Raw genomic sequence first — 23,974 nt, forward strand, 5'->3', positions numbered from 1 at the left:
GTCTCCTGGCTGTTCCTGCGTCGGGTGGTCACGGTGGAGGCAGACACAGCAGCGGTCGCATCCACCCGGGGGGGGAGAGCCGCACGCCGGCCGGCGCTCGCCCGGCGGGCCCACGAAAGGACAACCGTTCATGAGCAAGCTCGCTCTCGTCACCGGAGCGACCTCCGGCATCGGCAGGGCTTTCGCCGAGCGTTTCGCCGCCGACGGTTACGACCTGATCGTCGTCGGCCGCCGCCGGGACCGCCTCGAGGAGTTCGCCGCCGCCCACCCCGAGGCCGACGTACGCACCGTCACAGCCGACCTGTCCACCGAGGACGGCATCGACACCGTCGCCGCGTACTGCGCCGACGAGCCCCTGGACATGCTGGTCAACAACGCCGGCGTCTCCCACTACATGCCGCTGGCCGACCTGCCGGCCGCCAAGGCCCGGGAACTGGTCAACGTCAAGGTGCTCGCCCCGACCCTGCTCACGCGCGCCGCGGTCGGCGGCATGCAGCGCCGAGGCGGCGGCACCGTCGTCAATGTGGCCGGAATGATCGCCTTCAGCGGTCCCGCCGACCCGTCCGTCATGCCACGCCGCGCCGTGTACGCGGGCACTCTCGCACACCTCGTGGCCATGACCCAGACGCTCAGCGCCGAGTTGCAGGGGACCGGCGTGCGCGCCCACGTGGTGTGCCCCGGAGTCGTGGCCACCGAGTTCCACTCCTCGCAGGGTCTGGACCTGAGCGCCGTACCCCGGATGAGCCCGGAGGACGTCGTCAGCGGCGCGCTGCGCGGACTGGAACTCGGCGAAACCGTCAGCGCCCCCGGCGTCGAGGACCGCCGGCTCCTCGACGACGTCTTCGCCGCCGACCTGGCGGCCTTCGCTGGCCAGAGCCCTGAACTCGCGGCCCGCTACCGGGTCGGCTGACCCGGCCGGGAATCCCCGGGGGCCGGACCGGGTTACGTGCTCTACGGAAGTTCTCCCACGAGCTCTGCCGAAGCTCTCCCGCGAGTGCCGCGGAAGCTCTCCCGCAAGCTCCGCGGAGCCTCCCGCAAGGACTACGGCAGTTCTCCCGCGAGGACCACGACTACTACCGCCGGTGAGCCCCGGTCCACCGCGGTGAGGGGACCGGGCCGATGAGCCTTCGCCAGTACGAGTACGCCCTGGCCGTCGCCGAACAGGGCTCGGTGACGGCGGCGGCGGAGCTGCTGCACGTCGCACAGCCGTCGGTGTCCCAGCAGATCCGCAGCCTGGAGCGGGAACTGGGCGTCGAGCTCTTCGCCCGCACACCGGGCGGACTGGTACCCACGGTGGTCGGTCGCGCGTTCCTGCGGGAGGCGGAGCTCGCGGTGAGCGCGTCCCGCAGGGCGCGGGCGACGGCCCGGGCGGGGGCCGACGAGCTGGTCGGTGAGCTGGTCGTCGCGGTGCAGATGGGCTTCGGCGCACGCCAGTTGCCGCGTGCGCTCGGTTCGCTGCGGCGCCGCTTCCCGCGTCTCGAGGTCACCGTCTTCGAGGAACCGAGCTCCGCCGAACTGGAGCAGCTCGGACGCCGGGGCGTCCTCGACCTCGTCCTGATGGCGGCGTGCGAGCGCAGCCCCGCCGACGCACACCGGCTCGGCAACGAGGAGTTCGTCGTGGTCCTTCCCGCCGAGCATCCTCAACTCGCCATGGAGCGCGTCGAGTTGAAGGCTCTGCAGGGAGAGCCCTGGGTACGGTTCGACCGCGACAGTGCACTCGACGGCGTACTGCTCGAGGTGTTGCGGGAACACGAACCGGCCCCGACCACGGTCGCCCGCGTCTCCCAGACAGCCACGGCCGTGCGCTGGGCCGCCCACGGGCTGGGGGCGACACTCGTCCCGGCCTCCGCGGTGCCCCGCGACCAGGTGCACCTCGCGCGCCCGGTCTCCCCGCTCGTGTCCCAGCCCGTGATCGCCGCGCTGCGGACCCACGCCGGCCCGGCGGAGACGGCGCTCCTCGAATTCCTGCGCCGGGAGACCTGGTCCGGATCGGCCGACTGCTCGCATGCGCGGGCACCGGCACCGGCACCGGTCTTCTGAAGCTTCGGATTCGGAGGGTTCGGCTGAATCCGAGGGTACGGCGGATTCGGAGCGTTCGGCGGATTCGGAGGTTCGGAAATCCGGGCGGCGCGCGAATTGCTGCCGCCCGGGGAAAATCCCTCCGCAGGACCTCCGAATACCCGCCGACATCGGCATGCATGCCCGAATTTCCCGCGGATCACTTCCTGGGGAATTCGCCCCCGTCCACCACAAGATTGCTCCCGGTCAGCCAGCCCGCCCCGCCGGACACCAGGAAGAGCACCGCGTGCGCGATGTCGTCGGGCTGCCCCTCGCGCCCGAGCGGCGGGGTGTCGGCGGCGTTGGTCTGGGCCGGCGCCTCGCCCGCACGTGCGGAGACCTCGGCCCACTGCTCCCGGGTCGTCGCGCCGCCAGGGGTGGCGACGCGGCCGGGAGTGACCGTGTTGACCCGGATCCCGTGCGGGGCCAGCTCGAGGGACTGCCCACGGCTGTACGTCTCGAGGGCCGCCTTCGCCGCCACGTAGTGCAGGAACTGCCCGACCGGGGTGAGGACCGCGGCCGACGAGACGTGCACGATCGCCCCCGAACCGCGCTCCCGCATGCCCGGCACGAGCAGCGAGTCGAGGCGCACCGACGCCAGGAAGTTCAGGTCGAGGGCGTCCCGCCACTCCTCGTCGGGGATGGCCGCGGCCGACTCGTGCGGCCGCGCTCCCCCCACGTTGTGCACCACGATGTCCACCCCGCCGAACCTGTCCTGCACGGCCGCGGCGACCTCCTCGGCACCGGCCCGCGTGCTGACGTCGGCCGTCACGAACTCCGCCCCTTCGGGCACCGTGGTCGCTGCCGACCTTGCGGTCGTGAGCACTTCGGCCCCGGCGTCCAGGAGCCGGCGCACCACGGCCGCTCCGATTCCGCGGGAACCGCCCGTGACGAGTGCCCGCTTCCCCTTGAGTTCCTGAATTCCCGAACCGTTCTCGACCCCGGTAATTGTGGTCATGCCACCGCCCCTCTCGATCGCGTAATCAAGCGCCCGTTTCCCGAGCCGTTTCACCGTACGTACGCGAAATGAGGCGGGGCAAAGACCAAATATGAGCAGGACCTATAGGGGATTCCTATGCGGCGGGCCGGAGGGTGCCCGCAGCCGCTACTGCTCCCGGCGGTGCGGTCAGGCGGTGGCCAGCAGCAGATCCTCGCCGCTCGACGGGCGCAGGCCGTCGGTCCGCCCCGCGAAGTAGCGCTCGCCGAGCGAACCTCCCGAGACATGCCGGACGTCCGCGAAGCCCGCTTCGCTCGCGAGCGCGAGCATCTCGGTCGGTGTGTAGAAGCTGACGAACGGTGTCCCCGACGCCTGCGCACCCTCCTCGCTCCGGCGCAGACCGGGGCGATCGGCGGCTTCCAGCAGTTCCGGCGGCAGCAGGAAGGTCATCGCGAGCAGCGACCCGGGCGCGAGTCCGGCGACCTGGCGCAGGGTGGCCGCGGTGGCGTCCTTGGTGAGGTACATCGTGACGCCGGTGGAGACGACCACCGCAGGCCGGCCCGGATCGAATCCGGCCGCCGCCAGCTTCCGCAGCCAGTCCTCGTTCCGCTCGAAGTCGACGGGTACCAGGTGCAGCCAGTCCGGGATGCCGAGTCCGAGTTCGTCCAGGCGGCGGCGCTTCCAGGCCTGTGGACCCGGCTGGTCGACCTCGAAGACCCCCAGGCGGGAGGCGACTTCGGGCCGGCGCTGGGCGAACGTGTCCAGGCCGGCGCCGAGCACGACGTACTGCGTGATGCCGCCGTCGGCCTGCTCGACGATCAGATCCTCGATGAACCGGGCGCGGGCCACGATCGACGCCCGGAACCCGCTGGTGGCTCCCGGATCCATGTCCGGGCGCCGCAACCAGTCGGCCCCGGGGTCCACGAGACTGAGCCCGACCTCGTCCTCGAGTACGTGGGGCGGTCGGTCGACGCGGAGGTGCGCGGCGCGCCAAAGGGCCGTCCGCACCGCGGTGTTGTCGGGCTCCCCGGCCAGGGGCGCGTCCTGCGCTCCGGCCCCCTCCCCCGTCATGACGCGTCCGTCGCGGCCGGTGCCTGCAGGCTCCACACGCGCCCGTCGGGGTCGCGTACGGTCATCTCCCGGGTGCCGAAGTGGGTGTCCTCGAACGGCGTGACCACCTCGACGCCCGGGCCCGGCCGGAAGGCCTCCGCGTCCGGCACTCGCATCACGATCTGCGTCCGGGGCTCCTGATCCTCGGGAACCTCGGCGATGAAGAGGTACGGGCCGTCGCCGTTGCGGAGCCGCCCGGAGTTGTGGTCGGTCTCGAGATCGAGGTCGTAGCCGAGGCCCTGGAAGAACTTCGCGGCGCTGCCCCAGTTGTGCGTGGTGAGGAAGACCGCCTCGATCCCTTCGGTTCCTGCCGTGCCGTCGCTTTCTGCGGGGGCCATGTCAGCTCTCCTTCTCACTGTCGCTGTCGCTGTCGCTGTCGTCCTCGTCCTCGTTCCCGCTCTCGTCGGGGTGCTCCTGCCGCCCGGGAGTGTCGTCGAGATAGGCGCGCAGAGCGTCGGCGACCAGCGCCGACAGCGACGAACCCGACTCGATGGCGCGGTACTTGACCTGCTTGATCAGCCCGATCGGCAGGTACACGTTGAACTGCTTGACCTCGTCACCAGCCATGAGGCAATGCTAGCAATCTAGCAAGCTATATACGACAGCACCACGCGATCCGCCCGACCCAGAGCCCGGAGTGAGGATTCACTCCGCTTCATCCATTGACGGAGTGAGTACTCACTCCGTAGCGTCGGTGGCATGACGAAGACACCTGCACCCCGTCGCCGCGCCCCCGGCATGAACCCCGGGCAGCGGCGCGAAATGATCATCCAGGCCGCCATCCCCCTGATCGGCGAATACGGAGCGGCCGTCACCACCAGCAAGATCGCGGCCGCCGCGGGGATCGGCGAGGCCACGATCTTCCGGGTGTTCGCGGACAAGGACGAGTTGCTCGCCGCCTGCGTCGCCGCGGCCGTACGACCGGATCACGCGGAGAGCCAACTGGCCTCCATCTCCCTCGAACAACCGCTGGCCGACCGCCTGGCCGAGGCCGCCGAGGCCCTGCAGGCTCACCTCGCCCGCATCGGCATGGTGGTCGGCTCCCTGCACGCCTCCGGTCATCGCCGGCGCGAGCGGTCGTCCGGCGAACAGCCCAGAGGCGCGGGCCGCGACGAGTCCCTGGCCGCCCTCCGCGCCTCGGTGGCCGAACTCCTGGCCCCCGACCGGGACTCGCTGCGCCTGCCTGCCGAACAGATCGCCGCACTCTTCCTCGGCCTGCTCTTCACCCAGCCACGCCAGGACGACGAACCCCAGCTCACCGCACCGGAGTTGGTCGACGTCTTCCTCAACGGCGCTCTCACCGCACGCCCGGGTGAGTCCTCATGACGGCGGACACGGGGACCGTCGCCACGTCCACCCGTCGTCGGCGCCGGGCGGGGGTCGTGCTCGCCGCGACGGGCGCCGCACTGGCCGGCCGGCTGCTCGCGGACCCGCTCCTCGGGCAGGACTTACGGATCACCGAGGGTGAGGGGTCATCTCAACAGGTCCTGGAAATAGGCCTGTTCCCGGTGATCGTGGCGTCCCTGCTCATCGGCGCGGCAGGCTGGGCGGCGCTCGCGGCGCTCGAACGGTTCACCCGGCGGGCACGTCCGGTGTGGACCGGGGTGGCCCTGCTCGTGCTCGTCGCCTCGTTCCTGCCGCTCACCGGCACCGGCATGTCCGGCGGCACCCGCGCCTCGCTGGCCCTGCTGCACCTCGCGGTGGCCGCGGTCCTCATACCGGGGCTGCTGGGCCGCCTGCCTCGATCGTCCACCGGGTAGCCGAACTACCGGCAAGCCGAACAACCGGACAGCCGGACGCGATCCTGCTCGCGAGGCGCCGCCCCGTAGCCGCTCTCAGGGTCCCGGGCCCCGGGCCCCGCCCCATGTAGCCACTTTTTTGTGGGTACTTGGCGGCGGCTCCCGGCCGGGGGACGCTTACGGGGCGGCCGACGAAGCGAGCGGGACGCAGCGACGGGACGTGCCGGCACCGCAACGGAGAGAGGGGAAGCGAACGGTGAACCGCGGCAGGACCGACCGGACCGCGGCCGGAGTCACGAGGTCCCGGTCGCCCCGGCGAGTCGCTCCAGACGCCGGTGGCCCCAGTCCGAGACAGGGGCCAGAAGCACGGAGAGCTCCCGGCCGGAGTCCGTCAGGGAGTACTCGGTCTTGAGCGGAAGTACGTCGTGGACCTCGCGGTGTACGAGCCCGTCGCCCTCCATCTCGCGCAGCGCCTGAGTCAGCACCTTCTCGCTGAGCCCGGGCAGCTGCCGGCGCAGCTCGCTGGGACGGCACGGGCCCGACTCCAGGATCCAGAGCAGCGCCGTCTTCCACTTCCCGTCGACCACGGCGATCGCGGCGGTCACCCCGCACACGTCCGGGTCCTGGGCTCGACCGCGCGTCATTGCTGCCCCTTTCATCACCAATTGCCTTATATTTTACGGGAGTTGCATCATGCCATCGCACGAGCACGAGCCCCAGCCCCAGCCCCGTCCGGGCTCCGCACCGCCCGACGCCCGCCCCTCCACCGTCACGGTACTGGGGCTCGGTCCGATGGGCCGGGCGCTCGCGGCCGCCTTCCTGGACGCCGGCCTCGACGTCACCGTCTGGAACCGGACACCGGGCCGTGACCGCGAGCTCGTCGAGCGCGGAGCGACCGGGGCGGACAGCGCGGAGGCAGCGGTCGCGGCGAGCGGGCTGACCGTCGTCTGCGTGGTCGACTACGACGCCGCGGACGCCGTGCTGCGCCGCGCCCCGGTCGCCGACGCGCTGAAGGGCCGTACGGTCGTCAATCTCTGCGCCGACACCCCGGGCCGGGCACGGGACACCGCCGTCTGGGCGGCCGAGCACGGTGTGCGCTACCTGGACGGCGCGATCATGACACCGACCACGACCATCGGAACGCCGCACGCCGTGTTCCTGCACAGCGGCCCCCGCGAGCTCTACGACGAGCACCGCGCCGTCCTCGACCTCCTCGGCGGCACCCACACCCACCTCGGCACCGACATCGGCCGGGCGGCGGCGTACGACGTGGCGCTGCTCGACATCTTCTGGACCGCGATGTCCGGGTACGCCCACGCGCTGGCGCTCGCGAAGGCGGAGGGGGTGAGCGCGCGCGAGCTGGCCCCGTTCGCCCAGGGCATCGGTGCGATCCTGCCGCCGCTCTTCGAGGAGCTGGCGACGGACGTCGACGACGGCTCCTTCTCCGGCGAGGGCAACCCGATCACCTCGGCGGTGTCGACCATGGCGCACGTCGTGAGCCTGTCCGAGGCCCACGGCATCGACGCGGCCGTGATGCGTGCCGCGGAGGGCCAGGCCCGGCGGGCGATCGGCCGAGGCCACGCCACGGACGGGTTCAGCCGCGTCACGCAGATCGTGGCTCGCTGACCTCCGGACCGCCCCGGAACCCCGTCCCGAGCCCCTCTCCCCTTCGATCACGAATCGAGAAGCGCACCCCACCCGTGCCCGCATACCGTGTGGAGCACGGGCAGCACCACGCGCCCGCGGCGCCGTCCAGGCGCCGCGGGGGCCCGGGGACACGTCCGCGAGCGCGGACCGCACGACACAGGGAGAGACAACGCGCATGGCCAAGAGGACGGACATCCAGTCGCCCGCGACGCACGCCGCCGACCGCCACGACCTGATCCGCGTGCACGGAGCGCGTGAGAACAACCTGAAGGACGTGAACATCGAGATCCCCAAGCGCCGTCTGACGGTGTTCACGGGCGTCTCCGGCTCGGGCAAGAGCTCGCTGGTGTTCGACACGGTCGCCGCCGAGTCCCAGCGGCTGATCAACGAGACGTACAGCAGCTTCGTGCAGGGCTTCATGCCGAACGTGGGCCGGCCCGAGGTGGACGTACTCGACGGCCTGACCACGGCGATCGTCGTCGACCAGCAGCCGATGGGCGCCGATCCGCGCTCCACGGTCGGCACCGCCACCGACACCAACGCGATGCTGCGCATCCTCTACAGCCGGCTCGGCAAGCCGCACATCGGCGGGCCCGGCGCGTTCGCGTTCAACGTCCCGTCGGTGAAGGCGGCGGGCGCGATCACTGTCGAGAAGGGCAACAAGAAGGCGGTCAAGGCGACCTTCTCGCGCACCGGCGGCATGTGTCCGCGCTGCGAGGGCCGCGGCTCGGTCTCCGACATCGACCTGAGCCAGCTCTACGACGACTCCAAGTCGCTCGCCGAGGGCGCCTTCACCATCCCCGGCTGGAAGTCGGACAGCTTCTGGACCGTGCGGGTGTACGCCGAGTCCGGCTTCGTCGACCCGGACAAGCCGATCGCCAAGTACACCAAGAAGGAGCTGGACGACTTCCTCTACCACGAGGCGGTCAAGGTCAAGGTCGACGGCGTCAATCTGACGTACGAAGGCCTGATCCCGAAGGTGCAGAAGTCGTTCTTCTCCAAGGACCGGGACGCGCTGCAGCCGCACATCCGGGCCTTCGTCGACCGGGCGGCGACCTTCACCGAATGCCCCGAGTGCGACGGCACCCGGCTCGCCGAGGGCGCCCGGTCCTCGAAGATCAAGCGCAAGAGCATCGCGGACCTGTGCCGGATGGAGATCAGGGACCTGGCCGAATGGGTGCGCGGACTCGACGAGCCGTCCGTGGAGCCGCTGCTCAACGCGCTGCGGCACAGCCTCGACTCGTTCGTGGAGATCGGGCTCGGTTACCTCTCCCTCGACCGGCCGACCGGCACCCTCTCCGGCGGCGAGGCGCAGCGCGTCAAGCTGATCCAGCACCTGGGATCCTCGCTCACCGACGTCACGTACGTCTTCGACGAGCCGACGATCGGACTGCACCCGCACGACATCCAGCGGATGAACAACCTGCTCCTGCGCCTGCGCGACAAGGGCAACACGGTCCTCGTCGTCGAGCACAAGCCGGAGACGATCGCCATCGCCGACCATGTGGTCGACCTCGGCCCCGGCGCGGGTACCGAGGGCGGCACCGTCTGCTACGAGGGCGCCCTCGACGGCCTGCGCACCGCGGGCACGGTCACCGGCCGCCACCTCGACGACCGCGCCACGCTCAAGGACAGCGTGCGCAAGGCCGAGGGACAGCTGCCGATCCGCGGCGCGAAGACCCACAACCTGCGCGGCGTGAACGTCGACATCCCGCTCGGCGTGCTCTGCGTGGTCACCGGCGTCGCGGGCTCGGGCAAGAGCTCGCTCGTGCACGGTTCGCTCGTCAAGGACCCGGCCGCGGCCGAGGCGGGTGTGGTGTCGATCGACCAGAGTGCGATCCGCGGTTCGCGGCGCAGCAATCCGGCTACGTACACGGGGCTGCTCGAGCCGATCCGCAAGGCGTTCGCCAAGGCCAACGGGGTCAAGCCGGCCCTGTTCAGCGCCAACTCCGAGGGCGCCTGCCCGAATTGCAACGGCGCCGGGGTGACGTTCACCGACCTCGGCTTCATGCAGAGCGTGTCCAGCCCCTGCGAGGAGTGCGAGGGGAAGCGGTTCCAGGCCTCGGTCCTCGAGTACCACCTGGGCGGGCGGGACATCAGTGAGGTGCTCTCGATGTCGGTGGACGAGGCGGAGGAGTTCTTCGGGGACGGCGAGACACGGCTGCCCGCCGCGCACCGGATCCTGCGGCGCCTCTCGGACGTCGGCCTCGGCTACCTCACGCTCGGACAGCCGCTCACCACGCTGTCCGGCGGCGAGCGCCAGCGTCTCAAGCTGGCCACGCACATGGGCGAGAAGGGCGGCGTCTACATCCTGGACGAGCCCACCACCGGCCTGCACCTCGCCGACGTGGATCAGCTGCTCGGCCTGCTCGACCGGCTGGTCGACTCCGGGAAGTCGGTGATCGTCGTGGAGCACCACCAGGCCGTCATGGCGCACGCCGACTGGATCATCGACCTCGGTCCCGGCGCGGGCCACGACGGCGGGAAGATCGTCTTCGAGGGCACGCCGGCCGAGCTGATCGAGGACGGCTCGACGCTGACGGGCGAGCACCTCGCGGAGTACGTGAAGAGCTGAACCCGCACGACCGCCGCGGTCCCCGGGGGAGCTCGCCTCGGGACCGTATCCGTGCGGCAGGAGTCAGTTGCGGGGCTCCGGGGCCGGTGCGAGTCCGTCCGCGACCAGCCCCGCGAGGACCGCCTGACCGAGTGCCTGGACGGCGGACTGCGGGCGGACCATGACCGTGAACTCCTTGATGAGGCCTGCCTCGTCGAACTGGAGCAGGTCCATGCCGTGGATCTGTTTCCCTTCCACCGTCGCCCTGAAGATCAGGATCTCCGACGGCGTCGTACTGCCGTCGTGGCTCGTCTCCGCGGAGCCCTCGAACTCGCCGACGTACCGGAAGTCCTCGAAGGTGCGAAGCAGTACGCCGAAGAGGCCGAGCACGGCCGGCCTGCCGTCGAACGGGGTGAACTTCACCGGGCTGTAGAGCCGCACGTCCTCGGTGAACAGGTCCTCGAGCGCGCCGAGTTCCCGCTTCTCGACCGCGGTGCGGAAACGCGCGGCGGTGGTCCTGGCGCTGTCGTCCATGATCCGGTTCTCCCTCGCTCGTGCTTGGCGTGCCCGTACTCGCTACGGGGTGCCCGTACTCGGCGGGCCCGTGCTTGGCTCGTACGCGGCTTGTACTCAAGGAATTGAATAGTCAGATTCTTGAGTATGATGCATGGGAAGGCCCGGAAGGGAAAGGGCCCGCGTCACCGAGCACACCCCGACACCGAGGAGCCGCCCGATGGCCCTGCGACATGCCGTGCTCGCGGCACTCGTCGACGGCGAGTTCAGCGGATACCAGCTGGCCAAGGCGTTCGACATCGGCGTCGCGAACTTCTGGCACGCCCTGCCCCAGCAGCTCTACGCCGAGCTGACCAAGCTGGAGAAGGAAGGCCTGGTCACCGGCCGGCAGGTGGTCCAGGAGACCCGGCCCAACAAGCGCGTCTTCCGGGTCACCGACACCGGTCTCGCCGAGTTGGAGAGCTTCGCCGAGGCCGCGGCGAAGCCCTCGTTCATCCGCGACGACCTGCTCGTCAAGATCTACGCGGCCGACCGCATCGACAGCGGCACCCTCATCGAGCAGCTGGCGGAACGGGCGTCCGCCGCCGAGGCCAAGGCCGCCCTTCTGAACTCGCTGCTCCTGCAGATGCGCGGCGCCCAGGACGAGGACGAGTTCCTGCGCTCCGGTCCCCGCATCGGCCCCTACCTGACCTGCCTGCGCGGCCTCGCCTTCGAACGCGAGCACCGCGACTGGTGCCTGCGGACCGCCGCGGTCCTGAGCGAGAGGCGGACGACCCGTGCCGAACACTGACTACCTGCGCTACGTCGCCCTCGGAGACAGCCAGACCGAAGGGCTCGGCGACGGCGACGAGACCACCGGCCTGCGCGGCTGGGCCGACCGCCTGGCCGAACACCTAGCCGCCACCAACCCCGGTCTGCAGTACGCGAACCTGGCCGTACGAGGACGGGTCGCGGCCCAGATCCGCGCGGAGCAGCTCGGTCCGGCTCTCGACCTGCGTCCCGACCTCGCGAGTGTCGTCGCCGGGGTGAACGACCTGCTGCGCCCCCGGTTCGACGCGGCCGAGGTGGTCGGGCAGGTGGAGGAGATGTTCGCCGCCCTGACCGGTGCAGGGGCCCGGGTGGTGACCCTGACCTTCCCCGACGTGACGCGCATCGCGCCGCTGGCCCGGCCGGTGCGCTCCCGGGTCCTGGACTACAACGCCCACGTCCGCGCGGCCGCCGCCCGCCACGGGGTCCTGGTCGCCGAGACCGCGCTGCATCCCGCCGCCGCCGACCGGCGGCTGTGGAGCCCGGACCGCCTGCACCCGGGCCCGCTCGGCCACGAGCGGATCGCCGCGGCAGCCGCGCACGCGCTCGGCCTGCCCGGCAGCGACGACTCCTGGACCCTGCCGCTGCCGCCACTGCCGGCGCCTGCGGCACGGCAGGTGGTGGCGGCGGAGCTGCGGTGGGTGGCGACGTTCCTCGGGCCTTGGCTGGGGCGGCGGGTACGCGGCCGCTCCTCCGGCGACGACCTCCTCGCGAAGCGTCCGCAGCTGCTGCCGATGGACGTTCGCTAGGTCGGGACCTGCGGGGCGGCCCGGGTCAGGTCCGGTCCGCAGCTCTCGCCTCGGCCCAAGTGGCGCTCTGGAGAAAGTAGTTGTCGTAGATCTCCTGGACCTCGAGCAGGCTCTCCGGGGTGACCTCGCCCAGTGCGATGCGCTGCAAGTGGCGGAAGTACTCGAAGCGTTCGACACCCGGGGTGATCACGATCAGCAGGTCGGCATCGCAGCCGGGGGCGGCGGCGAAGGCGTGCGGCAGGCCCGGCGGCACCACGACGAGGTTCCCGCGCTCGGCCGTGACGACCTCGTCGCCGGCGAGCAACTGGGCCTCGCCGTCGAGGAGGTAGAACATCTCGGCGGAGTTCTCGTGCCGGTGCGGGCTCGCCCCGTCCGCACCGCCCTCGAGGGTGACCCGCTGAGTGGAGAGCGCGCCTCCTGTCGCACTGCTGTCGGCCAGCAGCCGGACAGTGGTGGGCGCGCGTCCGATCACCTCCGCATCGCTCGAGCGGACGATCACGGACGCATCGAAGTCCGGAACCACCAGTGACATATCGGCTCGTACTCCCTTCTGTTGCCGCACGCCCTCACGTGCGCTCACTCGGCGGCCGGGGGCCCCAGCAGAGTCCACAGATGGCCGCAGGCCGCGGCCTGTGTGGCGTGTTCGGCGACGGGCTGGTGGGTGCCGCGTTCGTAGACGCCGGTTTCCCAGCCGCCGTCCGGCAAGGATCGGAGGTAGACGAAATCGGTTGGAGTGGGGGCGGGTTCATGGACGCCCTCGATCCAGTAGTGCCCGGCGGGCACCCCGGCCTCCCGGAGTGCCCGCGCGAGTGTGCCGCGGTCGGTCATGACGTGCTGCAGCGCTCGGCCCCGCGGCGGACGGCGACGGTCATGCGGTGGGTACGCGGGTGAGGTAGCCGTGCTCGAGCAGCCACTTGACGTTGAGCCGCTCGCCGTCGCCCGGGTCGAGGAAGGCCGCGTCGAGCTTGATCTGCCGACCGCCGCCCGGCTGCTCGAACCAGGGCGCGATGGAGCCCTCCCAGACAACGAACGGCCGGGTCACCCGGTACACGTGATAGTCGCAAGGGAAGCCCGCCTCCCGGGTGTTGAGGTTCTGCGGCGGCAGCGCGCGCTTCGCGTACGGGTCGCCGGCCGGCGCGAGGTAGCCACCGTACTCGGAGCCGAAGCGGTCCAGGCGCTCGCCGGGCGCGAGGACCTCGGGTGCCTTGTCCACAGTGCCGTTGACCTCGGCGAAGCCGTCGTTCGGCGGGTACTTCCAGCCACCGCCGGCGGCCGGACCCTCCCAGTACTTGTCGAGGAACGCCGCGGACGACAGACCGCCGGTGCGGTCGTAGCGGTCGACCAGCGGACCGACCGGCCGCTGCCACTTCTCCGGCAGCCGCTCCGGACCGAGCCGCTGATCGCCCTCGAACTCGCCCGTGCAGAAGGGCGCGGGGGCGGACGTGGACTCGGCGGCATCGACGGCCGGGGCCGCCGCGAGAGTCGCGGCCACGCCCAGGGTGGCGAGTACGGCGCGGATCCTCAGGTCGGTACGCGGCTGGTTCACTCAGGTCTCCTCATCAGGGCTGGGTGCGCGCACGCAGGGGCAGGCGCGCGAGCACACAGTAATGAATCGACCACGCACAGCAGTGATCGCTGGTTGGCGGCGCGGCGCCGACGCGGAGTGCGGGGTACGCGGTGCGCCGGGGTGACCATGTGACGGTTCGTCCATGACCCCAGCGCACAGCGGCACATCCGGCGGAGTGGGAAGCGGAACGGACATCGAGGTGCCCGGCGGCGAGGAACCGGGCTCCGGCAGAGGGCTGACCCTCGCGTCAGCCGCACTCCTCTTCCTCCTCCTGCGCCTGTTCGCCGTCTCCGACTACGACTGGCACACCGCCTTCGCCGTACTGCACACCATCGACCTGGGCGACAGCATGGGCATCGTGGTCAGCACCCTGATGGCCAACTCCCTTGCGGCCTGCGTCTTTCTGGCCCTGCTGCTCCCGGTCTCGGTGCTGCGGGTGACCGACGGCATGCGTGGCACCGTCGCGGCGCGGCGACGTCAGGCGGCGCGCGGTTCGCGGGGGCGTGACACCGTGCCGCCGGCCGAACTACGGCGCGAGCGGCCCGACTTGACGGCCGCCGTGCTCCTGGCGATCACCCTGGTCGCGGTCATCACCTACGTACGCAGCTTCGACGCCTGGTGGCTGCCCGTACTCGCCTGCGCGGTCGCGGCGCTCCTGTTCGCCCTGGCGTACGGCGCCCGCGCGGGCGCAAGGCCGCGACAGGCCGCGCTCTGGGCGAGCCACCATCTGGGCGCGCTGATCGTCCTGGGGATGCTGCTCGGCGCGGCCACACTCAGTACGCCGTGGGTCCCCCTGGAGCGCATCGGCGTACGCGGCGAGCAGCCCGTACGCGGCTACGTCCTGGAAGCGGAACCGGGCTTCGTCAAGCTGCTCACGGCCGAGAACCGCCACTTCCGCATCGTCCCGGACGTCCGGGTGACTTCGCGGGTGGAGCTTGGGGGGCACTGACCGAGGGAGCTGCTCGAGGGGCGGCTCCGGGGAGGCGGCTCGGGGGCGGGTGACGGCACTCGCGCCGGCAGCTCGGGCGTTCCCGAGCTGCCGGCGCGTTGCCAGCGCGAGCGGACCACGGCGGGCGCCGGGCCACCACAGGTCGCCCGTCAGCCGCTCACCCCGGCCTCCCTGCGGACGTGTCACCGATGGCCACCACGGTCACCGATGAACGGCCCCCCGGACTGCGGTAGTTGACGGTGTCACCGGTGTGTCCGCCGAGCAGCGCCCGGCCCAGCGGGCTGTCGACGGTGACCAGGTCCGGCGTGAGCCCTCCGGCCACCTCGGTGACCTCGAGCGTCTGCTCCGCGCCGTCCGGGAAACGCACCGTGACCGTACTGCCCACGCCCACCGCCTCGGTCGGCGGCGGACCTTGGGCGACGCCCTCCTGGAGTCGCCGGGTGAGTTCCTCGATGCGGTTGTCCAGGCGGTCGAGCGCGTCGGCACGCTGGACCTCGTCGGCGGCGTCGCCACGATCGCCGACCGCGTCGTCGGAGTCCTCGAGGGTCGCCGCGACCTTCGAGCGTTCCTCGCGAAGGGCGCTCAGCTCCTGCTCCAAGCCCTGCCGGGCCACCTCACTGATCGGCGCGGGTCCGCCGGTGGCAGGCGTCGGTTCACCGGCCATACGGACCTCCCGGTGCCCACGGGCCCGCTTCGTCCTGCGCATCGAGCGGCTCCTGCGCGTCGGCCGCTTCCTCCGCCCCTGCGACCAGCCCTGCTTCCCGGCGGTCCTCCTCCGTGCGCCTCTCGAGTTCCCGCTCGTCGGGGCGACGGGGCATGCCCCGTCCGTGACCCGTTTCCGGATCCCCGTCGACGGCCCGGTTCGACTTGTGGTGGTGCCCCATGGCTGCTCCCTGCCGGATCAGCCGGCACGGCCGACGATCCTCGCTGGCCCCCTCGGAGCCGTCCGGGTACCCGGGGAACCCGAGGGGACGGAGACTCTCCCACTGAAACGCGATGCCCCGGACACCGCAACAGGAGCGAAAAATCGGCCCCACTCCGCCCGCGCTCCGCGGCCGCTCCGGACCGTACGGCGGCACGGGGCCCGGCCCTCAGGAACTCCTCAGGAGCCGCAGGATCCTCGCGAGACGCTCGCTCCGGGCGTCGGGGGTGAGGGCCTGCAGCAGCGGCAGCATGACGAGGTACCGGCCCGTCCGGTCGAGCCGGTCGAACGCCGCAGCCGCCACGGGATCGGCCTCCAGCTCGGCGGCCAGCTCGGGCGGCGTCGTCGCCGTTCGCTGCGACTCGTAGGCGGCGTCCCACCGCCCGTCCTCCTGCGCCCTGCGCACCTCGGCGAGGCCGGGCTCCCGCATCCGGCCCGCGGCCGTCAGCATCGCGACCTTCTCCACGTTGACCCGCGACCAGAGACTGCGGCGCCGACGCGGCACGTACTTCTGCAGGTAGTACTGCTCGTCGAGGGCCCGCCGCTGACCCGAGATCCAGCCGTAGCAGAGGCCGATGTCGACCAGTTCGTCCTCGGTCACCGAGGGGATACCGGACTTCTTCTTCGCCATCCGAATCCACACCCCCTCCTGGAGCGTGTAGTTCCGGGCAACCCACCGCTCGAACGCATCCGCGTCCCCGAAGGCAACAACCTCCACCCCGTCGATCTCATCCATCCCCTCAGGCTACGGCGCCACCCGCCCGCCGACCCGCGAACAGCCTTGCCCCCGTGGGCAGTCGAGCTTCGTGCGAGGCCAGGACTCGAACGATCGATCACAGCCCTCGGACGAAAGCACCCGCCCTCGAACGAGTGAACCCACGTCAGGCAAACGTCCCTGCTCAACCTCCCCGTCCATAGCGTCCGATCCATGGTCACCTCACGCCACGAGGCCGCCCACCGGATCTTCCGGGAACGTCCGGGGCTGCTCGCCCCGTCTTCCGGATCCTCGGCGTACCGCTCCCGTCCGGAGCCGCGGTCGATGTACTGACCGCGGACGCAACCGAGTTACGCCCCTGGAGCGCCGCGTCGACAGCGTCCTGCGCATCGGCCCGTCCGGCTCCGACCCCGACGGCCCCTTCCTCCTCGCCTTCGAGGCCCAGGGCCGCCGCGACCCCGACAAGCCGGTCAGCTGGGCGTACTACCTGTCGCACCTCAAGGCGAAGTACGGCTGCCCAGCCCTGCTCCTGGTCGTGTGCCACGACGACGCCACGGCTCGCTGGACTGCGGGGCCCTTCCAGTTGGGCAGGGAGCGTCACGCCTCACTCTCGGTCCGTCCGCTGGTCCTCGGACCCGAGAACGTGCCGCTGATCACGGACCCGCGGGAGGCAGCCCGCGATCTCACTCTGGCGACCTTCTCAGCCATGACGCATGGCGACGAGTGGCGCGCCCCGGCCATACCGGAAGCCCTCTCCCGCGCCTTGATGACCACCGGCCCCGAATCCGTCCAGTACTACTCGGAACTGTCGGAGATCGGCCTGGGCGACAGCCCGGCTCGAGACACCTGGAGGAAGCTGATGCGCCCACCCACCTACTTCCCCGGCCGCGGCACCCTCTTCGAGGAGACCTATCTGGAGGGCAAAGCCGACGGTGAGGCGCGAGGACGTGCCGAGGAGCGGGCTCAGCTGATCCTGAAAGTGCTCACCAACCGAGGTGTCTCCGTCTCCGAAGAGAGCAACCAACGCATAGTCTCTTGCAGCGACTTGGACACCCTTGCCCACTGGCTGGACCGCGCCCTGAACGTCGCCACCGAACACGAAATCTTCGCCGACACCCCCTGACCTCCCCGGTCGTCCCGACCCGGCAGCCGGACGTGTCCGCCACGCGTCCGGCTCAGACCTCCCGAGTACGCCGTTCCACCAGCGCCGCAACCCCGTCGAGCACGCGCTCGAGGCCGAAGTGGAAGTCGGTGTCGGCGTCCTCGTCCGGACCTGCCGCGTAGGCGAAGACGTCCGAGTTCAGGAGGCGGGTGACGGCGGGGTTGCGCTCAGGGGTGGTGAGGTGGGTGAGGGTGCGGGCGTAGCGGCGCAGCACGACGTCGGGCGTGAGGCCGTTCGCCGTGTACGCCGCGTCCAGGTCGGACATCAGGGTCGCCTCCTGGCGGACGTAACCACTGAGCAGGGTGACCACGCCGAGCCGTTCGGCCTCGTCGAGCCCGCTGCCGTCCAGGGCGGCGAGTCCGTACTCCATCCACGCCACCGACTGCGGGCTGGCCGGGGGCCCGGAGAGCGGGATCCGCAGCATCCAGAGATGGCTGTGGTACATCGCCCGCAGGCCGATCACCCAGCGGGTGAGACCGGCCCGCCAGCCGCCCTCGGCGGGCGGCAGGGACGGGGGGTCGTCGGAGGCGGCGTCCTGCATGAGCAGGTACAACTCGCCCTTGGTGTCCACGTAGCGGTACAGGGACATGGTGGAGGCGCCGAGCTCCTTGGCGACCCGGCCCATGGAGACCGCGCCGAGACCCTCCGCCTCGGCGAGCGCGACCGCCGCGGCCACGATGCGCTCCAGGGTGAGCCCCGGCTTCGGGCCCTTGACCGGGCGCTCCCGCAACCCCCAGGCCCGTTCGAGACTCACCGGCAGACCGCTCGCCGTCTCCTCGCCGCCGCCAGGTCCGGACTCCTTGCGCACCACGCCCCACCGCCTCCTTCAGGCCTCATCGACAAGCCTAGTGATGCGTACCCCATAAGCAGAACCAGGCCGCTCCCCGTTCGTACTGCTTGACGAGCACGCTCTTTCTGCGTAACTATTACACAGTAACGCGTATGACATACGCAATAAGGCGGGCGCGACAGCCAACGGGCCGACGCACCACGCGATACGGGCTACGCAGTAGGCACTACGCAGTAGGCACTACGCAGTACGAGCCGGCGCCCGTCTCGCCCACCCCGCCGCCACGTCAGAGCAAGCCGACCCACCCCGGGAAGTGAGCCCTCCATGCCCGAGCAGCCCGCCATCGCGGCCACCGGACTGCGCAAGGCCTACGGCAGCGGAACCCGCACCATCGAAGTCCTGCGTGGCGTCGACCTCACCGTGCCGCGCGGCACGGTGCACGCCCTGCTCGGGCCGAACGGCGCCGGCAAGACGACCGCCGTACGCATCCTGGCCACCCTCTCCACCGCCGACGCCGGCACCGCACGCGTCGCCGGCCACGACGTCCGCACCGAACGCTCCGCCGTACGCCGGTCGATCAGCCTCACCGGACAGTTCGCGGCCGTCGACGAACGGCAGACCGGCGAGGAGAACCTGCGGATGATGGCCCGCCTCGTGCGCCAGTCCCGCGCCCGCGCACGCGACCGCGCCCGACAACTGCTCGAACGCTTCGGGCTCAGCGACGCGGGGGACCGACTCGTCAACACTTACTCCGGCGGTATGCGCCGCCGCCTCGACCTCGCGGCATCACTCGTCGGCGATCCGGAAGTGATCTTCCTGGACGAGCCGACGACCGGTCTCGACCCGCGCAGCCGCCAGGAACTCTGGTCCGTCGTACGAGAACTCGCCGACCAGGGCACCACGGTGTTCCTCACCACCCAGTACCTCGAGGAGGCCGACCGGCTCGCCGACCGCATCGGCGTGCTGCACGCCGGACGGCTCGTCGCCGAAGGCACCGCGGCGGACCTCAAGCGCACGGTCGCGGACCACCGCCTCGACCTCGAACTCCACGATCCGGCCGACTACCTGAGGCTCACCGGGCGCGCCGTCCACCACGCGCCGGACACCCTGACCCTCGGCATCCCGACAGACGGCACGGCCCGCGACGTACGCGCACTGCTCGACGAACTCGACCCGGACGGCACCGTGGTGGAGCGGTTCAGCCTGCGCACCGCCTCACTCGACGACGTCTTCCTCGCCCTCACCGGCAGCCCCACACCCGCCCCCTCGGACGAGGCGCCCCACCGACGCGACGGCTCCCCGGAGAGCAACCCCGTCCCCACCCGTCCCAAGGAGACCGGCCATGTCCGCTGACGCACTCGTCCTGACCGGCCGCTCGGTGCGCCTGAGCAGGCGCAACATCGACGCCCTCATCACCGCGGTCGCCCTGCCGGTGATCCTGCTCCTGATCTTCGTCTACTTCTTCGGCGGGGCGATCAACACCGGTACGCGGTACGTGACTTACGTCGTCCCGGGCGTCCTGCTCCTCTGTGCCGGATACGGCTCGGCCAACACGGCGATGGCGGTCACCGAGGATCTCAAGGGCGGCATCATCGACCGTTTCCGTTCCATGGACATCGGCGGCACGGCGATCCTGACCGGCCACGTACTCGCCTCGGCGGCCCGCAATCTCGCCGCGACCTCCCTGGTCTTCGCACTCGCCTTCGCGATCGGCTTCCGGCCGGCGGCCTCGGCCGCGGCCTGGTTCGCCGCGATCGGCGTCCTGGTCGCGTACATCCTGGCCATCTCCTGGCTCGCGGCGACGGCCGGCCTGATCGCCAAGTCACCTGAAGCGGCGGGCGGGTTCACGTTCTTCATGAGCTTCCTGCCCTACCCGAGCCCGGCGTTCGTCCCCACTCACACCCTGCCGTCCTGGCTCCAGGGATTCGCCGAGCATCAGCCGGTCGCCCCTGTGATCGAATCCCTCCGCGGGCTCCTGCTCGGCCAACAGGTCGGCCACACGCCGTGGGTGGCGCTCGCCTGGTGTGCGGGCATCGCCGCGGCGGCCATCGCAGGAGCAGCCCTTCTCTTCCGCCGCCGCACGGACTGACCCACCGCGAGAACCACCCCCGCCCGCACCCGGCCCCGCTGGCAACGGCCGCCACCCTCAGCCCAATTGGACCGACGGTGGCGGCCGGTCCGCGTCCTCCTGCACGGACACGAACCGCCACAGCGACTCGAACCACGCCTGCGTACTGCGCACGAACACCGACCCCTCCGACTGCGGATCGTCGTCCGTCACGTAATGCGTCAGCGTGGAGCCCACGCCGAGCACGTCGAGCGCCTCGATCTGCTCGCCCGAATCGAGCCGGATCGGCCGTTCCACCACCTCGTACGGCCCCTGCAGGGCCTCGACGCCGTTGAACAGATAGACCTTGAACGTCGGCGCGAGCTCCACCCGGCGCACCTCCATCCGCACGGTGGGCACGAAGCCCTGGGCCTGCAGATTGTCGAGCGCGTCGCGCAGCGCCGCGAGGTACCGGCGGCTGATGGTGTGCAGCCGCTCCTGCAGGCGCAGATCGTCCCGGTCGTGCAGGGGCCGCGGATACGGCAGGCGCAAGGTCTGTGCGGGGAGCAGCATCCGCACCGAGATCCGCTCGGGGGCGGCGACCGCGCCCGAGCGGATGTTCTCGGCCTGGATCCGGACGTGTGCGTCGAGCGACTCGGACGTCAACGTGAAGACGTCCAGGGTCACTTCGGGCTGCGCGAACGCCTCCGCGACGAGCGACCCGAGCGTCACCCGGCCGGCCTTGCCGGAGCGTTGCGCGGGGGGCGACTGGATCCGCTGCCCCTTGACCACCCGCGAGCCGCTGCCCTGCCGGGACTCGATCCACCCCTCGTCCGCCATGTCGCGCAGGACGCGCTGCACCGTGTCGCGGCTGACGCCGAACTCGTCGGCCAGCTCCCGCTGCCCCGGCAGCCGTGCGCCCACCCGGTACGTACCGTCGGCCAGTCGAGACCTCAGCGCGTCCGAAACGCGCTGGAACTCCTTGCCGCCACCGTCTCCGGCTCTCCCCTTGGACACACCGCGACCGTACCGCCACGAACGGTGCGGCAAACCGCTTTCAGTCAAATTGGGCCGCTACAAACGAACTTACGGGAAGTGGTTAAGGGATCTACTACTGCGGGGACAACCAATTCACGTCAACCAGCCCAATTGGCAGAGCAGTTGGGCGCTTGAAGGTGATTGGCAGGTGAATGCCCGATGTCGCACCACTCCCGGCCGCAACCGCACCCCCGGCCCCCACTACGCCCGCGGCTCCCGCTCGAGCCCTCGCACGACTCCGAGCACCGGAGCCAACGAACTCACCACGCATCCGGCGCCCGCCTCCCGCAGCCTTCGCTCGTGCGGCTCGTCCCGGCCGTAGCCGAGGAAGGCGACACCGGCCGAGCGGGCCGCCAGCAGGTCGTTCGGGGAGTCACCGATCATCAGGGCCGTCCCCGCACCGTGTCCCAGCGCGGCCAGCGCCCGGTGCAGACAGTCCGGGTCCGGCTTGAGCAGCTGCGGACGTCCGCCCCGGCCGTGGATTCCTCCGACGAAGCACTCCAGGAGGTCGCGGCTCTCCAGGTAACGGAACACCGCCTCGGGCGAGTTGTTACTGGCGACGGCCAGCCGCACCCCGGCGGCGTGCCACTCCCGGACGAGCCTGTCGACGTACGGGGTGGGCGCGGCCGATTTCGCGGCGAGCGCCTCCTCGTCGGACAGCCGGTTCTCCAGGGATGCCACCAGGGCACTGTCGGGGAACGCGCGGCCCGCTGCCGTCAGGATCGCGTGCGGATCCCCGCCCCGGCGTTCCGCTCCGGTCAGGAACGCGGTCTGCGCACGGTCGTCGAGCCAGTCGAGGAGACCGTCCGCCACGTCCTCGGCGGGATGTCCCGCGAAGAGCCGGCAGAGAGGTCCGTCGAAGTCGAAGAGGACGCTCTCCGCACCGCCGACCAAGTTCCGGAGAACGTCTTCCACTTGGGCCGCCCATAGGTTCCGCCTGCCGCCCGGGACCGCCCGGACGAGCCGCGTGTCGAGGCTACTGGTGTGCTGCCACCGCGCATTGAACCAGTTCCGCGTCCCGGTGACGAATGACCGGCCGCAGGCCGTGCCGCACCCGTTCCACCTCCGAACACCCGTACCGACGAACGGACTTCACCAAGCGCCCGCATCAGCGCACACTCACCCACAAGGAGACCGTCATGCCCGTCATCGCCTTCCTCGCCGCCGTCCTGGTGATCGGGTTCGAACAGCTCGTGCAGTGGCGCTACGGCCCCATGGGGGTCGTGGGCCTGCTGCTGCTCACCATCGGGGTCAAGGCCCGCAGTGCGACCTGCAGTTCGATGGGCGCGGTGGTCCTCACCCTGCTCGTCGCGCGGCCCACCCTCTGACCCGCAGGGACCCACACCGGGACCCGCACCGGGACCCGCACAGGTCAGAACTGGTCGGGGCACCAGGCCCTCCTGGACGTACGGAACAGGGCGTCGGCAACGGCGGCGGCGCCCGGCCTCAGCTCCACCACCCTGTCGACCTCGGCGAGCCGCACCGCCGACTCACCGCCCAGCCACAGCGACCCCAACTCGCCGACACTCAGGGCGAGTTCAGCCGCATCCTCGGTCGGCACGCAGCGCACACCCGCCGGCGTCACATCGAGCCGGAACCGTCCGCCGGCCAGTCCCTGCCGGTCCTCCACCTCCAGGATCAGTGCCCCCGTACCGGAGTACGTCCGCGCCTCGAGCGCCGCCGGTACGTCCAGAAGCCGCACCCACAGCCAGTCGGAGAGCGTCAGGATCCGCGCGGCCCGCGGGTCCGGGAGCACGGCGAGCAGCAGATCGTCCGGCGCGCGGCGTCCGGTACGCACCTTCGTGATCCAGTCGACCGAACACAGATAGCGCCACAGGGCCCGCTCCGCCGCCGGGCTCGCCGCGACCAGATCGAGCACCTGGACCGTGCCGGACGGCTGCTTGGTCGCGCCCCAGTCGCTGTCCGCGGTGTAGGCGACCAGGCCTTCGACCTCGCCGCCGGCCGAGTGGTACACCGCATGGAAAGGCTCGGTCCAGGCGCCGGGCGCGCGCACCCCCGCGACCCCGGTGGCCGCACGCCACCAGCGGTCGTCGCGGTCCACGGCGCCGTGCTGCCGGCCGCGCAGCCGCTCGTGCAGTGCCGGGCCGATCCGGCGTACCTCGGCGCCGTCCACCAGGTCGATCCGGCCGCCGTCGTCAGGGCCCGGCCGCTGCCGGTCGAACCCCGCACGCTGGACGTCGATCTCCCACTCCGCGATCCACGCCCCGGGCCCGAACCCGTACCGGCCGTAGATCTGGTACTCGGCGGCGATCAGCGTGGCCACCACCTCGCCGCGCTCCTTGGCGGCCGCGAGATCGGCGGCCACCATGCGGCCGAGCAGACCGCGGCGACGGTGCGTGGGCGACACGGTGACGTTCGAGATGGCGTCGGCCGCGACCGTACGGCCGCCGACGGCGGTGAGCTGCTGCGGGAACGAACGGAATGTGGCCACGCAGCGCCCGTCGTCGAAGGCGCCCAGCGTGCGGTCGAGGAGCGTGAAGGTGAGGCGGTCGGCGACATCCTCGTCGGTGGCCACCGGGGGCCGCAGAAACCCCGTGTTCAGGGCGCGCAGCCAGTCGGGATAGTCGGATTCGGCGAGCGTACGGACATCAACGGTCATGCTGGTCACGCTAGGACGGGCTTCCCCCACCCGCACCGCAATTTCCCGGC

The 23,974-nt window shown here is 71.2% G+C and carries 28 protein-coding genes; 13 read left to right on the top strand and 15 right to left on the bottom strand.

Annotated features, from left to right (window positions below; genetic code table 11):
• Positions 1-130 precede the first annotated feature (130 nt).
• The gene (locus DSC45_RS23230; RefSeq protein WP_119293855.1) at positions 131-910 is read left to right on the top strand and encodes an SDR family NAD(P)-dependent oxidoreductase; all 780 of its coding nucleotides are present in this window, start codon (positions 131-133) and stop codon (positions 908-910) included.
• 209 nt (positions 911-1,119) lie between these two features.
• On the top strand, positions 1,120-2,040 hold the full coding sequence (locus DSC45_RS23235; RefSeq protein WP_119293856.1) for a LysR family transcriptional regulator: 921 nt from the start codon (positions 1,120-1,122) through the stop codon (positions 2,038-2,040).
• 178 nt (positions 2,041-2,218) lie between these two features.
• Here the strand turns inward: DSC45_RS23235 and DSC45_RS23240 are convergent, their stop codons facing one another.
• From DSC45_RS23240 to DSC45_RS23255, 4 genes are all read right to left on the bottom strand, one after another.
• Positions 2,219-3,016, bottom strand: coding sequence for an oxidoreductase (locus tag DSC45_RS23240; RefSeq protein ID WP_162929313.1), 798 nt, complete (start codon positions 3,014-3,016; stop codon positions 2,219-2,221).
• A gap of 168 nt (positions 3,017-3,184) precedes the next feature.
• The gene (locus tag DSC45_RS23245; RefSeq protein WP_119293857.1) at positions 3,185-4,066 is read right to left on the bottom strand and encodes a class I SAM-dependent methyltransferase; all 882 of its coding nucleotides are present in this window, start codon (positions 4,064-4,066) and stop codon (positions 3,185-3,187) included.
• Positions 4,063-4,443 (bottom strand): VOC family protein, encoded by a 381-nt coding sequence (locus DSC45_RS23250; RefSeq protein WP_119293858.1) that lies wholly within the window; start codon positions 4,441-4,443, stop codon positions 4,063-4,065. The genes DSC45_RS23245 and DSC45_RS23250 overlap by 4 nt, the downstream gene beginning before the upstream one ends.
• Before the next feature lies 1 nt (position 4,444).
• Positions 4,445-4,672 carry a ribbon-helix-helix domain-containing protein gene (locus DSC45_RS23255; RefSeq protein ID WP_119293859.1) on the bottom strand — a complete coding sequence of 76 codons (228 nt, stop codon included), beginning with the start codon at positions 4,670-4,672 and terminating at the stop codon, positions 4,445-4,447.
• A 132-nt stretch (positions 4,673-4,804) separates the two neighbouring features.
• Between DSC45_RS23255 and DSC45_RS23260 the strand changes: the two genes are divergently transcribed.
• A complete protein-coding gene (locus tag DSC45_RS23260) occupies positions 4,805-5,431 on the top strand; it encodes a TetR family transcriptional regulator (protein WP_119293860.1) in 627 nt (208 codons plus the stop codon).
• Entirely contained in the window at positions 5,428-5,865 is a 438-nt protein-coding gene (locus DSC45_RS23265; protein WP_240434793.1) for a DUF6069 family protein, read from the top strand. The genes DSC45_RS23260 and DSC45_RS23265 overlap by 4 nt, the downstream gene beginning before the upstream one ends.
• A 272-nt stretch (positions 5,866-6,137) precedes the next feature.
• On the opposite strand, the gene DSC45_RS23270 is transcribed toward DSC45_RS23265, so the two are convergent.
• A complete protein-coding gene (locus DSC45_RS23270; protein ID WP_119293861.1) occupies positions 6,138-6,488 on the bottom strand; it encodes a winged helix-turn-helix transcriptional regulator in 351 nt (116 codons plus the stop codon).
• A 49-nt stretch (positions 6,489-6,537) separates the two neighbouring features.
• Between DSC45_RS23270 and DSC45_RS23275 the strand changes: the two genes are divergently transcribed.
• A complete protein-coding gene (locus tag DSC45_RS23275) occupies positions 6,538-7,470 on the top strand; it encodes an NAD(P)-dependent oxidoreductase (protein WP_119293862.1) in 933 nt (310 codons plus the stop codon).
• Positions 7,471-7,666: 196 nt separating this feature from the next.
• A complete protein-coding gene (locus DSC45_RS23280; RefSeq protein ID WP_119293863.1) occupies positions 7,667-10,066 on the top strand; it encodes an ATP-binding cassette domain-containing protein in 2,400 nt (799 codons plus the stop codon).
• 63 nt (positions 10,067-10,129) lie between these two features.
• Here the strand turns inward: DSC45_RS23280 and DSC45_RS23285 are convergent, their stop codons facing one another.
• Positions 10,130-10,579, bottom strand: a complete 450-nt coding sequence (locus DSC45_RS23285; protein WP_119293864.1) for a nuclear transport factor 2 family protein — start codon at positions 10,577-10,579, stop codon at positions 10,130-10,132.
• Between the two features lie 199 nt (positions 10,580-10,778).
• Here DSC45_RS23285 and DSC45_RS23290 point away from each other — a divergent pair, with 199 nt between their 5' ends.
• Both DSC45_RS23290 and DSC45_RS23295 read left to right on the top strand, forming a co-directional pair.
• Positions 10,779-11,348 carry a PadR family transcriptional regulator gene (locus DSC45_RS23290; RefSeq protein ID WP_119293865.1) on the top strand — a complete coding sequence of 190 codons (570 nt, stop codon included), beginning with the start codon at positions 10,779-10,781 and terminating at the stop codon, positions 11,346-11,348.
• Positions 11,335-12,114 (top strand): SGNH/GDSL hydrolase family protein, encoded by a 780-nt coding sequence (locus tag DSC45_RS23295; RefSeq protein WP_119293866.1) that lies wholly within the window; start codon positions 11,335-11,337, stop codon positions 12,112-12,114. Before DSC45_RS23290 ends, DSC45_RS23295 begins: the two co-directional genes overlap by 14 nt.
• A 25-nt stretch (positions 12,115-12,139) precedes the next feature.
• On the opposite strand, the gene DSC45_RS23300 is transcribed toward DSC45_RS23295, so the two are convergent.
• The 3 genes from DSC45_RS23300 to DSC45_RS23310 are packed head-to-tail and all read right to left on the bottom strand — an operon-like array spanning position 12,140 to position 13,660.
• Positions 12,140-12,646, bottom strand: a complete 507-nt coding sequence (locus DSC45_RS23300) for a cupin domain-containing protein (protein WP_119293867.1) — start codon at positions 12,644-12,646, stop codon at positions 12,140-12,142.
• 44 nt (positions 12,647-12,690) lie between these two features.
• The gene (locus DSC45_RS23305) at positions 12,691-12,942 is read right to left on the bottom strand and encodes a hypothetical protein (protein ID WP_119293868.1); all 252 of its coding nucleotides are present in this window, start codon (positions 12,940-12,942) and stop codon (positions 12,691-12,693) included.
• 40 nt (positions 12,943-12,982) lie between these two features.
• Positions 12,983-13,660 carry a TNT domain-containing protein gene (locus DSC45_RS23310; RefSeq protein ID WP_240434794.1) on the bottom strand — a complete coding sequence of 226 codons (678 nt, stop codon included), beginning with the start codon at positions 13,658-13,660 and terminating at the stop codon, positions 12,983-12,985.
• Positions 13,661-13,823: 163 nt separating this feature from the next.
• Here DSC45_RS23310 and DSC45_RS23315 point away from each other — a divergent pair, with 163 nt between their 5' ends.
• Complete coding sequence (locus DSC45_RS23315; protein WP_162929314.1) at positions 13,824-14,630, top strand: hypothetical protein; 807 nt, start codon at positions 13,824-13,826, stop codon at positions 14,628-14,630.
• Positions 14,631-14,787: 157 nt separating this feature from the next.
• Here the strand turns inward: DSC45_RS23315 and DSC45_RS23320 are convergent, their stop codons facing one another.
• Together DSC45_RS23320 and DSC45_RS23330 are read right to left on the bottom strand one after the other, a co-directional pair.
• Positions 14,788-15,336: a GreA/GreB family elongation factor gene (locus tag DSC45_RS23320; RefSeq protein ID WP_346426673.1), complete on the bottom strand. Its 549-nt coding sequence runs from the start codon at positions 15,334-15,336 to the stop codon at positions 14,788-14,790.
• 385 nt (positions 15,337-15,721) lie between these two features.
• Complete coding sequence (locus DSC45_RS23330) at positions 15,722-16,288, bottom strand: YdeI/OmpD-associated family protein (RefSeq protein ID WP_119293872.1); 567 nt, start codon at positions 16,286-16,288, stop codon at positions 15,722-15,724.
• Between the two features lie 685 nt (positions 16,289-16,973).
• Between DSC45_RS23330 and DSC45_RS36945 the strand changes: the two genes are divergently transcribed.
• On the top strand, positions 16,974-17,390 hold the full coding sequence (locus DSC45_RS36945) for a hypothetical protein (RefSeq protein ID WP_346426674.1): 417 nt from the start codon (positions 16,974-16,976) through the stop codon (positions 17,388-17,390).
• Between the two features lie 52 nt (positions 17,391-17,442).
• Here the strand turns inward: DSC45_RS36945 and DSC45_RS23340 are convergent, their stop codons facing one another.
• On the bottom strand, positions 17,443-18,240 hold the full coding sequence (locus DSC45_RS23340) for a TetR/AcrR family transcriptional regulator (RefSeq protein ID WP_346426675.1): 798 nt from the start codon (positions 18,238-18,240) through the stop codon (positions 17,443-17,445).
• Between the two features lie 303 nt (positions 18,241-18,543).
• Between DSC45_RS23340 and DSC45_RS23345 the strand changes: the two genes are divergently transcribed.
• Positions 18,544-19,572: an ABC transporter ATP-binding protein gene (locus tag DSC45_RS23345; RefSeq protein WP_119293873.1), complete on the top strand. Its 1,029-nt coding sequence runs from the start codon at positions 18,544-18,546 to the stop codon at positions 19,570-19,572.
• The gene (locus tag DSC45_RS23350; protein ID WP_119293874.1) at positions 19,562-20,308 is read left to right on the top strand and encodes an ABC transporter permease; all 747 of its coding nucleotides are present in this window, start codon (positions 19,562-19,564) and stop codon (positions 20,306-20,308) included. Before DSC45_RS23345 ends, DSC45_RS23350 begins: the two co-directional genes overlap by 11 nt.
• Before the next feature lie 57 nt (positions 20,309-20,365).
• Here DSC45_RS23350 and DSC45_RS23355 read toward each other — a convergent pair whose 3' ends face one another.
• Positions 20,366-21,283, bottom strand: coding sequence for a GntR family transcriptional regulator (locus DSC45_RS23355; RefSeq protein WP_119293875.1), 918 nt, complete (start codon positions 21,281-21,283; stop codon positions 20,366-20,368).
• Positions 21,284-21,505: 222 nt separating this feature from the next.
• Positions 21,506-22,219, bottom strand: a complete 714-nt coding sequence (locus tag DSC45_RS23360) for an HAD family hydrolase (RefSeq protein WP_346426676.1) — start codon at positions 22,217-22,219, stop codon at positions 21,506-21,508.
• Between the two features lie 224 nt (positions 22,220-22,443).
• Between DSC45_RS23360 and DSC45_RS23365 the strand changes: the two genes are divergently transcribed.
• Positions 22,444-22,632, top strand: coding sequence for a hypothetical protein (locus DSC45_RS23365; RefSeq protein WP_119293954.1), 189 nt, complete (start codon positions 22,444-22,446; stop codon positions 22,630-22,632).
• Positions 22,633-22,676: 44 nt separating this feature from the next.
• Here DSC45_RS23365 and DSC45_RS23370 read toward each other — a convergent pair whose 3' ends face one another.
• A complete protein-coding gene (locus tag DSC45_RS23370) occupies positions 22,677-23,924 on the bottom strand; it encodes a GNAT family N-acetyltransferase (protein ID WP_119293876.1) in 1,248 nt (415 codons plus the stop codon).
• Positions 23,925-23,974: the final 50 nt, after the last annotated feature.

Source organism: Streptomyces sp. YIM 130001 (assembly GCF_003574445.1).
Classification (GTDB): domain Bacteria; phylum Actinomycetota; class Actinomycetes; order Streptomycetales; family Streptomycetaceae; genus Streptomyces.

What these genes read in the sequence shown, in the direction of transcription:
- DSC45_RS23230 (WP_119293855.1), top strand. Translation starts at nt 131, where the DNA reads ATGAGCAAGCTCGCTCTCGTCACCGGAGCGACCTCCGGCATCGGCAGG.
- DSC45_RS23235 (WP_119293856.1), top strand. Translation starts at nt 1,120, where the DNA reads ATGAGCCTTCGCCAGTACGAGTACGCCCTGGCCGTCGCCGAACAGGGC.
- DSC45_RS23240 (WP_162929313.1), bottom strand. Translation starts at nt 3,016, where the DNA reads ATGACCACAATTACCGGGGTCGAGAACGGTTCGGGAATTCAGGAACTC.
- DSC45_RS23245 (WP_119293857.1), bottom strand. Translation starts at nt 4,066, where the DNA reads ATGACGGGGGAGGGGGCCGGAGCGCAGGACGCGCCCCTGGCCGGGGAG.
- DSC45_RS23250 (WP_119293858.1), bottom strand. Translation starts at nt 4,443, where the DNA reads ATGGCCCCCGCAGAAAGCGACGGCACGGCAGGAACCGAAGGGATCGAG.
- DSC45_RS23255 (WP_119293859.1), bottom strand. Translation starts at nt 4,672, where the DNA reads ATGGCTGGTGACGAGGTCAAGCAGTTCAACGTGTACCTGCCGATCGGG.
- DSC45_RS23260 (WP_119293860.1), top strand. Translation starts at nt 4,805, where the DNA reads ATGACGAAGACACCTGCACCCCGTCGCCGCGCCCCCGGCATGAACCCC.
- DSC45_RS23265 (WP_240434793.1), top strand. Translation starts at nt 5,428, where the DNA reads ATGACGGCGGACACGGGGACCGTCGCCACGTCCACCCGTCGTCGGCGC.
- DSC45_RS23270 (WP_119293861.1), bottom strand. Translation starts at nt 6,488, where the DNA reads ATGACGCGCGGTCGAGCCCAGGACCCGGACGTGTGCGGGGTGACCGCC.
- DSC45_RS23275 (WP_119293862.1), top strand. Translation starts at nt 6,538, where the DNA reads ATGCCATCGCACGAGCACGAGCCCCAGCCCCAGCCCCGTCCGGGCTCC.
- DSC45_RS23280 (WP_119293863.1), top strand. Translation starts at nt 7,667, where the DNA reads ATGGCCAAGAGGACGGACATCCAGTCGCCCGCGACGCACGCCGCCGAC.
- DSC45_RS23285 (WP_119293864.1), bottom strand. Translation starts at nt 10,579, where the DNA reads ATGGACGACAGCGCCAGGACCACCGCCGCGCGTTTCCGCACCGCGGTC.
- DSC45_RS23290 (WP_119293865.1), top strand. Translation starts at nt 10,779, where the DNA reads ATGGCCCTGCGACATGCCGTGCTCGCGGCACTCGTCGACGGCGAGTTC.
- DSC45_RS23300 (WP_119293867.1), bottom strand. Translation starts at nt 12,646, where the DNA reads ATGTCACTGGTGGTTCCGGACTTCGATGCGTCCGTGATCGTCCGCTCG.
- DSC45_RS23305 (WP_119293868.1), bottom strand. Translation starts at nt 12,942, where the DNA reads ATGACCGACCGCGGCACACTCGCGCGGGCACTCCGGGAGGCCGGGGTG.
- DSC45_RS23315 (WP_162929314.1), top strand. Translation starts at nt 13,824, where the DNA reads ATGACCCCAGCGCACAGCGGCACATCCGGCGGAGTGGGAAGCGGAACG.
- DSC45_RS23320 (WP_346426673.1), bottom strand. Translation starts at nt 15,336, where the DNA reads ATGCGCAGGACGAAGCGGGCCCGTGGGCACCGGGAGGTCCGTATGGCC.
- DSC45_RS23330 (WP_119293872.1), bottom strand. Translation starts at nt 16,288, where the DNA reads ATGGATGAGATCGACGGGGTGGAGGTTGTTGCCTTCGGGGACGCGGAT.
- DSC45_RS36945 (WP_346426674.1), top strand. Translation starts at nt 16,974, where the DNA reads ATGACGCATGGCGACGAGTGGCGCGCCCCGGCCATACCGGAAGCCCTC.
- DSC45_RS23345 (WP_119293873.1), top strand. Translation starts at nt 18,544, where the DNA reads ATGCCCGAGCAGCCCGCCATCGCGGCCACCGGACTGCGCAAGGCCTAC.
- DSC45_RS23350 (WP_119293874.1), top strand. Translation starts at nt 19,562, where the DNA reads ATGTCCGCTGACGCACTCGTCCTGACCGGCCGCTCGGTGCGCCTGAGC.
- DSC45_RS23365 (WP_119293954.1), top strand. Translation starts at nt 22,444, where the DNA reads ATGCCCGTCATCGCCTTCCTCGCCGCCGTCCTGGTGATCGGGTTCGAA.
- DSC45_RS23370 (WP_119293876.1), bottom strand. Translation starts at nt 23,924, where the DNA reads ATGACCGTTGATGTCCGTACGCTCGCCGAATCCGACTATCCCGACTGG.